General features: G+C 73.6%; 9 protein-coding genes. 8 read left to right on the top strand and 1 reads right to left on the bottom strand.

What is annotated here, in order from left to right; all coding sequences use genetic code 11:
* The first annotated feature begins 40 nt into the window (after positions 1-40).
* Together IH44_RS0111280 and IH44_RS42615 are read left to right on the top strand one after the other, a co-directional pair.
* Positions 41-586: a SigE family RNA polymerase sigma factor gene (locus IH44_RS0111280; RefSeq protein ID WP_030459338.1), complete on the top strand. Its 546-nt coding sequence runs from the start codon at positions 41-43 to the stop codon at positions 584-586.
* A 97-nt stretch (positions 587-683) separates the two neighbouring features.
* Entirely contained in the window at positions 684-1,892 is a 1,209-nt protein-coding gene (locus tag IH44_RS42615; RefSeq protein ID WP_030459337.1) for a hypothetical protein, read from the top strand.
* Here the strand turns inward: IH44_RS42615 and IH44_RS0111270 are convergent.
* A complete protein-coding gene (locus IH44_RS0111270; protein ID WP_030459336.1) occupies positions 1,886-3,196 on the bottom strand; it encodes a glutamine synthetase family protein in 1,311 nt (436 codons plus the stop codon). The two genes, IH44_RS42615 and IH44_RS0111270, sit on opposite strands and share 7 nt — an antisense overlap.
* Positions 3,197-3,392: 196 nt before the next feature.
* On the opposite strand from IH44_RS0111270, the gene IH44_RS0111265 reads away from it, so the two are divergent.
* The 6 genes from IH44_RS0111265 (at position 3,393) to IH44_RS0111240 (ending at position 12,772) form a co-directional block, all read left to right on the top strand.
* On the top strand, positions 3,393-4,028 hold the full coding sequence (locus tag IH44_RS0111265; protein WP_030459335.1) for a TetR/AcrR family transcriptional regulator: 636 nt from the start codon (positions 3,393-3,395) through the stop codon (positions 4,026-4,028).
* A gap of 131 nt (positions 4,029-4,159) precedes the next feature.
* Positions 4,160-5,647: an MFS transporter gene (locus tag IH44_RS0111260; protein WP_030459334.1), complete on the top strand. Its 1,488-nt coding sequence runs from the start codon at positions 4,160-4,162 to the stop codon at positions 5,645-5,647.
* Between the two features lie 505 nt (positions 5,648-6,152).
* Positions 6,153-7,928: a 3-hydroxyacyl-CoA dehydrogenase family protein gene (locus IH44_RS0111255; protein ID WP_030459333.1), complete on the top strand. Its 1,776-nt coding sequence runs from the start codon at positions 6,153-6,155 to the stop codon at positions 7,926-7,928.
* A gap of 194 nt (positions 7,929-8,122) precedes the next feature.
* Complete coding sequence (locus IH44_RS0111250; protein WP_030459332.1) at positions 8,123-9,034, top strand: TetR family transcriptional regulator; 912 nt, start codon at positions 8,123-8,125, stop codon at positions 9,032-9,034.
* 376 nt (positions 9,035-9,410) lie between these two features.
* Positions 9,411-10,748 carry a crotonyl-CoA carboxylase/reductase gene (ccrA, locus tag IH44_RS0111245; protein ID WP_030459331.1) on the top strand — a complete coding sequence of 446 codons (1,338 nt, stop codon included), beginning with the start codon at positions 9,411-9,413 and terminating at the stop codon, positions 10,746-10,748.
* Positions 10,748-12,772 (top strand): protein meaA, encoded by a 2,025-nt coding sequence (locus IH44_RS0111240; RefSeq protein ID WP_030459330.1) that lies wholly within the window; start codon positions 10,748-10,750, stop codon positions 12,770-12,772. Before ccrA ends, IH44_RS0111240 begins: the two co-directional genes overlap by 1 nt.
* The last annotated feature ends 3 nt before the right edge of the window (positions 12,773-12,775 follow it).

The raw sequence follows: 12,775 nt of genomic DNA, 5'->3' as shown, positions 1-12,775 counted from the left end.
GAAGGGTGACAGGGCAGGGAACCTCGGGGGAGCAGTGATCGTGGCATCGACGGCAGGGCGCGGCACGGACGCGGAGTACACGGACTACACGGAGTTCGCGGCCGCCCGGTCCGGACACCTCTTCCGCTCGGCCTGCCTGCTGACCGGCGGGGACACCCACCTCGCGGAGGACCTGGTGCAGGAGACGCTGAGCCGGATGTACACGGTGTGGCGGCGGCCGGGCCGGTTCTTCGGCGGCCGGGCGATCGAGAACCCGGCCGGGTACGCGCAGGGGGTGCTGTACCGGCAGTTCGTCAGCCACCACCGGCGGCGCAGCGCCGGGGAGCGGCCGATCGCCGAAGTCCCGGACCTGCCGGGCCCGGAGGGCGACGGCGCGCTGCGGGTCGCCCTGCTGACCGCGCTGGCCGCACTGGCGCCGCGGGACCGGGCGGTGCTGGTGCTGCGCTACTGGGAGGACGTCAGCGTGGAGGAGAGCGCGGAGATCCTGCGCTGCAGCGCGGGCGCGGTCCGCACCCGCTCCGCCCGGGCGCTGGCCCGGCTGCGCGCGCTGCTCGGCGACAGCCTCGCGGACCTCTCCGTCCGCTGACGCCCGCCTCCGGCCTCCCGTAGCACTCCTCGCGGAACCCCGCACGGAACCCCGCACGGAACTCCCACGGAACTCCTCACAGAGACGGTGATCACGCATGTCCGAGCAGTCCGAGCACGACTTCGAGGACCGGCTGGCGCAGGTCCTGCGCCGGACCGGCGACGGCTTCCGCCCCGACGGGCCGCACCTGGTGGCGGCGGGTGCGGCCCGGGGCCGCCGCCGGCAGCGCCGGCAGCTGGCGCTGGTGGCGGGCGCCGCCGCGGCGGTGGTGGCGGCGGGCGGTCTGACGGCCGTGGCGCTGCCACCGGGCGGCGGGGCGGCGGCCGGTCCGGCGGCGGGGCGTTCGGGCGGGCCGTCCGGGGCCGCGGCGGACGGGCCGTCCCTGGTGTCGGCGCTGGCCGAGCGGCTGCCCGCGGGGGTGCGGGTCCTGCGGTCGGCGGGCGACCGGTCCGGGGTGGCCGGGCTCCGGGTGGCGTACGAGACGGCGGAGCTGACCCTGGACGACGGGCACGGGGCGAGCCTGGTGACGGTGCTGGTGTCCGACGCGGGGGGTCGGAAGCTGAAGAGCGGCTGCCCGCTGTCGAACTCCTCGAACGAGGCGTGCGAGGTGCGGCCGGGCCCGGACGGCGGCTCGCTGACGGTCGGGGCGATGGACCCGGACCCCGGGCCGCGGGGCACCGGCACGGCCGTCTTCACCGGCCCGGACGGGCTGCGGGTGGTGCTGTCCGCGTACTCCTTCGCCGACCAGGAGCGCCAGGACCGGACCAGGCCGACCCCGGTGCTGACGCCCGATCAGCTCGCGGCGCTGGCGGCCGACCCGGTCTGGGCCTCGTTCCGGTCCGGGCTCTCCCCCGACGAGGCGTCCGCCACGGACGCCTTCGGGCCGGACGGGCCGCCGGTGCGGCTGCGCGAGCTGCTGCCGTCCGGGCTGCGGGTGGCGAGCGCCTCGGAGTGGGTGGGCGGGCAGCGGCTGACCGCCGCGCAGGACGGGCACGAGCTGGTGCTGACGGTCCGCGCGCAGCGGGCCGACCGGGCGGCCCGGGACTGGTTCGCCGCGGCGCCGGCCGGGGCGGACCGCGTCCGGGTGCGCGCCACGGCGGCCCGGGAGGTGCCGGGCTCGCAGGGGGCGACCGAGTCGGCGGTGGACGTGCTGCGCCCGGACGGCGTCCGGGTCCGGGTGACGGCGGTGAACCCGGCGGGCGCGGGGTCGCCGGACGCCGGGAAGCCGCCGCTGCTGTCCGCGGAGCAGCTGCGCGGGATCGCGCTCGACCCCCGCTGGGCGGCCCCGGGCGGCGGTGCTCAGTAGCGGTAGCGGACGGCTTCGACGAGCTGCTCGGGGGTGTGGTCGGCGAAGCGGGCGATCTCGGCCTCGCGGACGTCGATGACGGCCTGCCAGAGCTGTTCGCCCATGGCGGTCCGCAGCACCTGCGACTTGCGCAGCGCGTCGACGGCCCGGCCGAGCGTGTCGGGGAGGCGTTCGGCCGCGCCGTCGGGGTCGCCGGTGGTCTCGGCGGGCAGCCGCAGGGCGCCGCCGAGGCCGGCCAGTCCGGCGGCCAGCACGCCGCCGACGGCGAGGTAGGGGTTGGCGGCGGCGTCGAAGCACTTGATCTCGGCATTGGCCTGCTCGGGGGCGGAGCCGGTGATCAGGCGGAGCGCGGCCTCCCGGTTCTCCAGGCCCCAGCAGCGGTGCGGCCCGGACCAGTGGCCGGGGACCAGGCGCAGGTAGCTGGCGACGGACGGGGCGCCGAGGGCGAGCAGCGCGGGCAGTTCGGCGAGCACGCCGGCCAGGAACGCCTCGGCCTCCCGGGTCAGCCCGTGCGGGCCGGTGCCGCCGTGGCCGAGGTTGCGGCCGTCACGCCACAGGCTGAGGTGCAGGTGGCCGCCGTTGCCGACGCCGTCGGGGGCGGTGACGGGGGCGAAGCTGGCGCGCAGGCCGTGCCGGAGCGAGACGGCCTGCACGGTGTGCCGGACCAGCAGGGCGGTGTCGGCGGCCTCGACCGGGCCCTCGGGGGCGACCGAGAGCTCGTACTGGCCCTCGGTGTACTCGGGGTGCAGCTGGAGGACGGTCAGCCGCTGTTCGCGCAGCGCGCGCAGCAGGTCGCGCAGGTAGTCGCTGTTGCCGATCAGGCGGCGCATGCCGTAGGCGGGTCCGGGTTCGCCGCCGTCGACGATCCACTCGACCTCGATGCCGGCCTTGACGGCCAGGCCGTGCTCGGCGAGCGCGTCGGCGGTGCGGCGGGCGAACTGCCGCTGGCAGCCGGGGTGCGGTTCGCCCTGCTGGGTCCACCGGTCGCCGGGGGCCCAGGCCCAGCCGGGCTGGGCGGCGAGGCGGCGCAGCCCGGCGAGGTCGGGGACCAGGCGCAGGTCGCCGACGGGGCTGCCGGAGGGGGCGAGCGAGTCGTCGACCAGGAAGGCGTCGAAGCAGGGGGCGGCGCCGACGCCCCACCGGGCGGCGGACTCCAGGGCGCGGACGGGTACGGTCTTGACCCGGGTGACGCCGGCGTTGTCGACCCAGCTGACGATCACGCCGTCGACGCCCTGGGCCTCGATCCGGGTGGCGGCCGTCCGGGCCTCGGCGGCGCGGTCGGCGCGCGGCTCTGCGGTGCTCATGGACCCATCCTGACCAGGGGTTTCGGGCTGTCCGGGGGAACGCGCCGGGGGGTCACCCGTCCGTGGCCGCACCCATGTGACGCAGGTCACATCGGATGATGAAATTTCCGGGGACCAGTTCCCCGTTTAGACATCTGTCCGCAACGAAACGGGGAGAGGATCCCCACTACCGTCCGTCGCTCGAAGGGAGCGCACCATGACCGTCGTCACCGCCGCTCCCGTCCGCCGCGCGGACGCGGCCCGCAACCGGGCCCGGATCGTCGCCGCGGCCCGGGAGGCCTTCGTCGAGCACGGGGCACTGGCCTCGCTGGACGAGATCGCCCGCCGGGCCGGCGTCGGCAACGCCACGCTGTACCGGAACTTCGCCGACCGCCAGGCCCTGATCCACCAGGTGTCGATCGCCGTGATGGAACGGATCGTGGCGCACGCGCACGCGGCCACCGCGGAGGAGCCCGACTCCTTCGCCGCGTTCAGCCGCTTCGTGCACGCCGCGGCCGAGGAGCGGATCGGCGCGCTCTGCCCCCTGCTGTCCGACACGATCGACCTGAACGAACCCGAACTCACCGCGGCCCGCGCCGAGATGAAGCAGGTCACCGAGGACCTGATCGCGCGCGCCCAGGCCGACGGCCTGCTCCGCACCGACGTCGGCGCCGGCGACATCGTCGTCGCCATGGCCCAGCTCACCCGACCGCTCCCCGGCTTCGGCTGCCTCGACCTGGACCCGCACGTCCGGCGTCACCTGCAGTTGCTGCTGGACGGCCTGCGGGCACCCGCACCGTCCACGCTGCCCGGCCGTGCCGCGACCCTGGAGGACCTCACGCCCCGCGTCTGACCCCTCGGCCCCGCCCGGGCGCGGGCCGACCGGCTTCGAACGCCCCCCGACTCTCCGCAGGAACCGCCCCCGACGGCGGACCCGACCCTGCTCTCCTCCGTACGCTCTCGCACACACAAGTGGGTACCTCCATGTCTGACACCCTCCAGCCGGACCCGCGCCGGTGGAAGGCGCTCGTCTTCATCGCCCTCGCCCAACTGATGGTCGTCCTCGACGCGACCGTGGTGAACATCGCGCTCCCGCACGCCAAGGAAGACCTCGGCTTCGCCGACAGCACCACCCAGTGGGTGATCACCGCCTACGCGCTGGCCTTCGGCAGCCTGCTGCTGTTCGGCGGCCGGGTCGCCGACCTGTGGGGCCGCCGCCGGACCTTCATGGTCGGCCTGATCGGCTTCGCCGCGGCCTCCGCGATCGGCGGCGCCGCCGCCAACACCACCATGCTGCTCGGCGCCCGCGCCCTGCAGGGCGTGTTCGGCGCGCTGCTTGCGCCCGCCGCGCTGTCGCTGCTCGCCGTGATGTTCACCGACGGCAAGGAGCGCGCCAAGGCGTTCGGCATCTACGGCGCCGTCGCCGGCGGTGGCGGTGCGATCGGCCTGATCCTGGGCGGCGCCCTCACCGAGTACCTGAACTGGCGCTGGACCTTCTACGTCAACATCCCGTTCGCCGTGGTCGCCATCCTCGGCGCGGTCATGGTCATCCGCGAGCCCGCCGTCGGCCTGAACCGCAACCGCCTCGACATCCCGGGCGTGCTGCTGGTCACCACCGGCCTGGTCTCCCTGGTGTACGGCTTCACCCGGGCCGAGCAGGAGGGCTGGGGCGACAGCAGCACCATCGGCCTGTTCGTGGCCGCCGCCGTGCTGCTCGCCGCCTTCGCGGTCGTCGAGAGCCGGGTCAAGGCCCCGCTGCTGCCGCTGCGCGTGATCACCGACCGCAACCGCGGCGGCGTCTACCTCTCGCTCGGCATGGCCGTGATCGGCATGTTCGGCCTGTTCCTCTTCCTGACCCTCTACATGCAGGGCGTGCTGGGCTACAAGCCGCTGGTCAACGGCTTCGCCTTCCTCCCGATGGTGGCCGGCATGATCACCGGTTCCACCCAGATCGGCGCCCGCCTGATGACCCGGGTCCCGGCCCGCTACCTGATGGCGCCCGGCTTCCTGGTCGCCTCGCTCGGCCTGCTGATCCTCACCCAGATCGACGTCGGCACCTCGTACTGGCAGATCCTGCCCGGCCTGGTCCTGATGGGCCTCGGCATGGGCACCGCGTTCATGCCCGCGATGAGCCTGGCCACCTACGGCGTGCAGCCGCGGGACGCCGGTGTCGCCTCCGCGATGGTCAACACCTCCCAGCAGGTCGGCGGCGCGATCGGCACCGCCCTGCTGAGCACCGTCGCCCACAGCGCCGGCACCTCCTGGGCCAAGACCCACGCGGCCGCCGCCACCGACCCGAAGCTGTTCCAGCTCCAGGCCCAGGTGCACTCCTACTCGGTCGCCATCTGGTGGGCCTTCGGCATCCTGGTCCTGGCCGGCATCACCGCCTTCACCCTGGTCAACGCCGGCAAGCCCGAGCACCACACCGAGGGCGCCGCCGCCGAGGACGCCGTCCCGGTCATGGCCCACTGACCCTCCCCCCTGCACACGCCGAACGGCCCGCCCGGAACCCTCCGGGCGGGCCGTTCGGCGTCCCAGCTCCCCGCGTGCGCCTTCGGCTCCTCGCCCCGGTCGCGCCGGTTGGCGTCCGCGTCGTACGACGTGACCTCGACCACCGTCACCGCGTCCTCCGGATCGACCCGCACCCCTCTTCCTACCCGCCGGTAGCTGGGCTACAGTGTCGGCACGCGCCAGCGCCGGGCTTCGGGAGCCGCACCGGTGGGTCGCGTTTCTCCCTGTGTGCGCGTCGGCGTCGCTTCATGATCTGGTCGGAGCGCCTGAGCACCACGGCACTGCCCATGGACGGAACTGGAGCGGACCAGTCCGTATCGCGGGTGCCGCTGTTCTTCTTCCGTTCCCGTTTCTCCCGTGCCGTCGGCACACCCTCCCCCGTCACACCCTCCGTCCGGGGTCGCGCTGTCGCGGCCGGACGGTGGCGGGGGCCGCGGCACGGGCCCATGACTAAGGAGTCCGGACAATGGAGCGTCCCTTCCCCACTGTTGCCGTGGTCGGCCTGGGCACCATGGGTGCCGGGGTGGCCGTGGCCCTCGCGCGCAGCGGGCGTCGGGTGATCGGCGTGGAGGCCGGTCCGACGCAGGCGCTGCGGGCGCTGGGCCGGATCGAGGCGTCCACCGCGCGGGCGGTGGAGCGCGGGCGGCTGTCGGCCGACGAGCGGGCGGCGCTGCTGGCGCTGATCGAGGTCGGTGACGACCTGAACGCCGCGGCCCGCGCCGACCTGGTGGTCGAGGAGGTCCCCGAGGACCTGGAGCTCAAGCGGTCGCTGTTCGCCGAGCTGGACCGGATCTGCCCGCCGGAGACGGTGCTGGCGACCGGCACCACGGCGCTGAGCGTGACCCGGATCGCGGCGGCCACCGCCCGTCCGGAGCGGGTGCTGGGCGTGCACTTCTTCAACCCGGTGCACAGCATGCGCCTGGTGGAGGTGGTCCGCACCGTGCTGACTTCGGCTCAGGCGGCCGAGCAGGTGGCCGAGTTGGCCCGGAGCCTGGACAAGGAGCCGGTGGCGGCGGGCGACCGGGCCGGGTTCATCGCCAACGGCCTGCTGTTCGCGTACCTGAACCAGGCGGCGGCGATGTTCGAGTCCCGGTACGCGACCCGGGAGGACATCGACGCGGCGATGCGGCTGGGCTGCGGCCTGCCGATGGGCCCGCTGGCGCTGCTGGACCTGATCGGGATCGACACCGCCCGCACCGTGCTGGAGGCGATGTACGCGCAGTCCAAGGACCGGCTGCACGCGCCGGCGCCGATCCTGGGCCAGCTGGTCGCGGCGGGCCTGCTGGGCCGCAAGTCGGGCCGGGGCTTCTACACCTACGAGGCGCCGGGCTCCTCGAAGGCCGTCCCGGAGCAGCAGGAGGACGCGGGGCCGCGGGCGGCCGGGCGCGAGGTGCGCGGCATCGGCGTGTGCGGCAGCGGGACGATGGCGACCGGCATCGTGGAGGTGTTCGCCAAGGCGGGCTTCCCGGTGCTGCTGGCGGCCCGCAGCCAGGAGAAGGCGGAACGGGCGAAGGCCCAGCTGGCGAAGTCGCTGGAGCGTTCGGTGGCCAAGGGCCGGCTGACCGGGGAGGCCCGGGACGCGGCGCTGGCGCTGGTCACCCCGACCGGCTCGTACCGGGACCTGGCGGACGCCGACCTGGTGGTGGAGGCGGTGGCGGAGGACCTGGCGGTCAAGCGGGAGCTGTTCGGCACCCTGGACGAGATCGTCAAGCCGGGCGCGGTGCTCGCCACGACGACGTCGAGCCTGCCGGTGATCTCCTGCGCCACGGCCACCTCGCGGCCGCGCGACGTGGTCGGGATGCACTTCTTCAACCCGGCGCCGGCCATGAAGCTGGTCGAGGTGGTCTCCACGGTGCTGACCGCCGAGGACGTCACGGCGACCGTGCTGGAGCTGTGCGCGAAGGTGCGCAAGCACCCGGTGGAGTGCGGCGACCGGGCCGGGTTCATCGTGAACGCGCTGCTGTTCCCGTACCTGAACGACGCGGTGCGGATGCTGCAGGAGCACTACGCGACGGTGGACGACATCGACACCGCGATGAAGCTGGGCTGCGGCTACCCGATGGGCCCGTTCGAGCTGCTGGACGTGGTGGGCCTGGACGTGTCGCTGACCATCGAGCAGGTGCTGCACCAGGAGTTCCGGGAGCCGGGCCTGGCGGCGGCGCCGCTGCTGGAGCACCTGGTGGCGGCGGGCTGCCTGGGGCGCAAGACGGGGCGTGGTTTCCGCGACCACGCACGGCGATGACCGGCCGCCCGGTACCCGCCCCGCAGGGCCGTCCGTCGCCCGCCGGGGGCGTCAACCCGCTTGCGGCGAAGCCTCCTTGGGGTACCGGCGCGGTCTCCTCGCGGTGGCCCCGGCCCGCCGTGGCGCCGCCGGTGGCGCCGGTGCGCCGGGGCAGGCCGGCCGGGGCCGCACCGGGTGCGTGTAGCGTTCCGAACATGGATCGCCAGACCTCGACTCCCCAGCAGCAGCCGCCGGCCGCCGGGCCCGATCAGTCGCGCGCGGGGGCGGAGTCCGGACCGGGCAGCCGCCGGGCCGCCGCCCAGCGGCTGCAGATGCGCCAGGACCTCACCGCCGCGGCGATGGAGCTGTTCGCCACCCAGGGGTACGAGGAGACGACGGTCGACCAGATCGCGGCCGCGGCCGGGGTCGCCCGGCGGACCTTCTTCCGGTACTTCCGGTCGAAGGAGGAGGCGATCTTCCCGGACCACGACGACACCCTGGTGCGGGTGGCGGACCTGCTGGCCAGCGCCGACGCCGAGGAGCACCCGCTGGACGTGGTGTGCCGCGGCATCAAGGAGGTGCTGCGGATGTACGCCTCCACGCCGGAGATGTCGGTGGCCCGCTACCAGCTGATCCGGCAGGTCCCGGCGCTGCGCGAGCGCGAGATCGCGGTGGTCTCCCGCTACGAGCGGCTGTTCACCCGCTACCTGCTGGGCCGGTTCGACGCGGCCGAGCAGACCCCGCCGGGCTGGCAGCGCGGCGGGGACGACGACTCGATGCTGGCCGAGGTGTCGGCGGCGGCGGTGGTCGCGGCGCACAACCACGTGCTGCGGCGCTGGCTGCGGGCCGGCGGCCACGGCGACGTGGAGGCGCAGCTGGACCACTCCTTCGGGGTGATCCGGGGGACGTTCTGGCCGACCCCGCCGAGCGGGGCGCGCCGCCGCGGCACCACGCTGGCACCCGGTGCCATTGGTGACGGAGTGCCATCGGAGGAGCCTGCAGCGGTGAGCGCACTGAGTGCCAGTCCGAGTGGTGAGGTACTGATCACAGTGGCCCGGACGGATGCGCCGCTGGAGCTGGTGGTGGATTCCATCAGAGCCGCCCTGGCGAGCGGAAATCCGGTGTAATCCAGGCCGTTTCCGCAGATCACAGGCAGATTCGAAGGCCCGCTCCCGGTTTCGGGAGCGGGCCTTCGGCGTCCCCGGGGCCGGCCCGGCACGGCGTGTCCTGGCTCACGTCATGACTTGGCACCGCGTGTCTTTACGAGTGGCACAGGGTGCCACTACCTTGTTCCCCACCGGCTGCGGCGCCGCGGCTCCCCACCTCGGCGCGCCGTCCGCCGGCGCCCCCTACCGAGGGGGCGAGACCAGCAGCACCCACGCGACACCACCCAGTCCGTCGCACCGCAGTACCCACCCTCAGACCCTCAGCGAAGCCGGTGTCCGCTCCCGGCTCCCCCAGACGCCCTGTGTCCCTCGCACAGGTACGCCTTCGGAGGCAGCCATGCAGGAAATTCTCGACGCGATCCTCAGCGGCAACGCCACGTCCGCGGACTACGCCGCCCTGGCGCTGCCCGACTCCTACCGGGCCGTGACGCTCCACAAGGACGAGGAGCAGATGTTCGCGGGCCTGGCCAGCCGGGACAAGGACCCGCGCAAGTCGCTCCACCTGGACGACGTGCCGCTGCCCGAACTCGGCCCGGGCGAGGCCCTGGTGGCCGTGATGGCCAGCTCGGTCAACTACAACACCGTGTGGAGCTCGATCTTCGAGCCGGTCTCCACCTTCGGCTTCCTGGAGCGCTACGGCCGCCTGTCGCCGCTGACGAACCGTCACGACCTGCCGTACCACGTCCTCGGCTCCGACCTGGCGGGCGTGGTGCTGCGCACCGGCGCCGGGGTCAACGCCTGGAAGCCCGGCGACGAGGTCGTCGCGCACTGCCTGTCGGTCGAGCTGGAGTCCCCGGACGGCCACAACGACACGATGATGGACCCGGAGCAGCGGATCTGGGGCTTCGAGACCAACTTCGGCGGCCTGGCCCAGATCGCCCTGGTCAAGACCAACCAGCTGCTGCCCAAGCCCAAGCACCTGACCTGGGAGGAGGCCGCCTCCCCGGGCCTGGTCAACTCCACCGCCTACCGGCAGCTGGTCTCGCGCAACGGCGCCGGCATGAAGCAGGGCGACAACGTGCTGATCTGGGGCGCCAGCGGCGGCCTCGGCTCGTACGCCACCCAGTACGCGCTGGCCGGCGGCGCCACCCCGATCTGCGTGGTCTCCAGCCCGCAGAAGGCCGACATCTGCCGGGCGATGGGCGCCGAGGCGATCATCGACCGCTCGGCCGAGGGCTACCGGTTCTGGAAGGACGAGAACAACCAGGACCCGCGCGAGTGGAAGCGCCTGGGCTCGAAGATCCGCGAGTTCACCGGCGGCGAGGACGTGGACATCGTCTTCGAGCACCCGGGCCGGGAGACCTTCGGCGCGTCCGTCTACGTCACCCGCAAGGGCGGCACCATCGTCACCTGCGCCTCCACCTCCGGCTACATGCACCAGTACGACAACCGCTACCTGTGGATGTCGCTCAAGCGCATCGTCGGCTCGCACTTCGCCAACTACCGCGAGGCGTTCGAGGCCAACCGGCTGGTCGCCAAGGGCAAGATCCACCCGACCCTGTCGAAGGTCTACTCGCTGGAGGAGACCGGCCAGGCCGCGCTGGACGTGCACCACAACAAGCACCAGGGCAAGGTCGGTGTGCTCTGCCTGGCCCCGCAGGAGGGCCTGGGCGTGCGCGACCACGAGCTGCGGGCGCAGCACATCGGCAAGATCAACGCCTTCCGGGACATCTGATGGCCGCTCAAGAGCGCGACCGCCCCTGGCTGATGCGCACCTACGCCGGGCACTCCACCGCGAGCGACTCCAACGCGCTGTACCGGCGCAACCTCGCCAAGGGGCAGACCGGCCTGTCGGTGGCCTTCGACCTGCCGACCCAGACCGGCTACGACTCGGACCACGTCCTCGCCCGCGGCGAGGTCGGCCGGGTCGGCGTGCCGGTCGGACACCTGGGCGACATGCGGACCCTGTTCGACGGGATCCCGCTGGAGCGCACCAACACCTCGATGACCATCAACGCCACCGCGATGTGGCTGCTGGCGCTCTACCAGGTGGTCGCCGAGGAGCAGGGCGCGGACGTCGCCAAGCTCACCGGCACCACCCAGAACGACATCGTCAAGGAGTACCTGTCGCGCGGGACGCACGTCTTCCCGCCCGGCCCCTCGGTGCGGCTGATCACCGACATGATCGCCTACACGGTGGCGCACATCCCGAAGTGGAACCCGATCAACATCTGCAGCTACCACCTGCAGGAGGCCGGGGCGACGCCCGTCCAGGAGATCGCCTACTCGATGTGCACCGCGATCGCCGTGCTGGACGCCGTCCGCGACTCCGGGCAGGTCCCGGCCGAGCGGATGGGCGAGGTGGTCGGCCGGATCTCCTTCTTCGTGAACGCGGGCGTCCGCTTCGTCGAGGAGATGTGCAAGATGCGGGCCTTCAACCGGCTCTGGGAGAAGGTCACCCGCGAGCGGTACGGCATCGAGGACGCCAAGCAGCGCCGGTTCCGCTACGGCGTGCAGGTCAACTCGCTGGGCCTGACCGAGGCGCAGCCGGAGAACAACGTCCAGCGGATCGTGCTGGAGATGCTGGCCGTCACCCTCTCCAAGGACGCCCGCGCCCGCGCCGTCCAACTCCCGGCCTGGAACGAGGCGTTGGGCCTGCCGCGGCCGTGGGACCAGCAGTGGTCGCTGCGGATCCAGCAGGTGCTGGCGTACGAGTCGGACCTGCTGGAGTACGGCGACCTGTTCGACGGCTCGCACGTGGTCGAGGCGAAGACCGCCGAGCTGCTGGCCGGCGCCGAGGCGGAGATCGCCAAGGTGCTGGGGATGGGCGGGGTGATCCCGGCCGTCGAGTCCGGCTACCTGAAGTCCGAGCTGGTCGCCTCGCACGCCGAGCGGCGGGCCCGGATCGAGGCCGGCCAGGACAAGATCATCGGCGTCAACTGCTTCGACAGCACCGAGGACAGCCCGCTCACCGCGGACCTGGACACCGCCATCATGGTGGTCGACCCGGCCTCCGAGCGCTCGGTGCTGGCCAACCTGGACGCCTGGCGCGGCAGCCGCGACGAGGCCGCCGTCCAGGGTGCGCTGGCCCGCCTGAAGGAGGTGGCCGCCACCGACGAGAACCTGATGGAGGCCACCCTGGCCTGCGCCCGGGCCGGCGCCACCACCGGCGAGTGGTCGTTCGCGCTGCGCGAGGTGTTCGGCGAGTACCGGGCCCCCACCGGCGTCGGCGGCGCCCCGGTCGCCGTCGCGGCCGAGCCGGGCGGCGAACTCGCCGCCGTGCGCGCGGCGGTGGCCGCCACCGCCGCCGAGCTCGGCACCGGCAAGCTGCGCCTGCTGGTCGGCAAGCCCGGCCTGGACGGGCACTCCAACGGCGCCGAGCAGATCGCCGTCCGGGCCCGCGACGCCGGGTTCGAGGTGGTCTACCAGGGCATCCGGCTGACGCCCGAGCAGATCGTCTCGGCGGCCGTCGCCGAGGACGTGCACTGCGTGGGCCTGTCCATCCTCTCCGGGGCGCACCCGGAGCTTGTGCCCGACGTCATACAGCGGTTGGGCCGGGCCGGGGTGGAGGATGTGCCGGTGATCGTGGGCGGCATCATCCCGGCAGCCGACGCGGAGGTCCTGCGGGCCGCCGGGGTGGCCGCCGTGTTCACGCCCAAGGACTTCGGCATCACCACCATCATCGGCCGGATCGTGGACGAGATCCGGCTGGCCAACAGGCTCCAGCCGTGGGCCGCGGCCACCGCCGCGACCAGCTGACCC

Origin of the sequence: Kitasatospora sp. NRRL B-11411 (genome assembly GCF_000721345.1) — a bacterium.
In the GTDB taxonomy this organism is placed as follows: Bacteria; Actinomycetota; Actinomycetes; order Streptomycetales; family Streptomycetaceae; genus Kitasatospora; species Kitasatospora cineracea.
Note: the sequence above shows the minus strand (reverse complement) of the source record. Positions and strands in the feature narration are given on the sequence as shown.

Bases quoted from the DNA above. Each gene is read 5' to 3' on its own strand.
- IH44_RS0111255 (WP_030459333.1), top strand. From the start codon at position 6,153: ATGGAGCGTCCCTTCCCCACTGTTGCCGTGGTCGGCCTGGGCACCATG.
- IH44_RS0111270 (WP_030459336.1), bottom strand. From the start codon at position 3,196: ATGAGCACCGCAGAGCCGCGCGCCGACCGCGCCGCCGAGGCCCGGACG.
- IH44_RS0111250 (WP_030459332.1), top strand. From the start codon at position 8,123: ATGGATCGCCAGACCTCGACTCCCCAGCAGCAGCCGCCGGCCGCCGGG.
- ccrA (WP_030459331.1), top strand. From the start codon at position 9,411: ATGCAGGAAATTCTCGACGCGATCCTCAGCGGCAACGCCACGTCCGCG.
- IH44_RS0111265 (WP_030459335.1), top strand. From the start codon at position 3,393: ATGACCGTCGTCACCGCCGCTCCCGTCCGCCGCGCGGACGCGGCCCGC.
- IH44_RS0111260 (WP_030459334.1), top strand. From the start codon at position 4,160: ATGTCTGACACCCTCCAGCCGGACCCGCGCCGGTGGAAGGCGCTCGTC.
- IH44_RS0111240 (WP_030459330.1), top strand. From the start codon at position 10,748: ATGGCCGCTCAAGAGCGCGACCGCCCCTGGCTGATGCGCACCTACGCC.
- IH44_RS42615 (WP_030459337.1), top strand. From the start codon at position 684: ATGTCCGAGCAGTCCGAGCACGACTTCGAGGACCGGCTGGCGCAGGTC.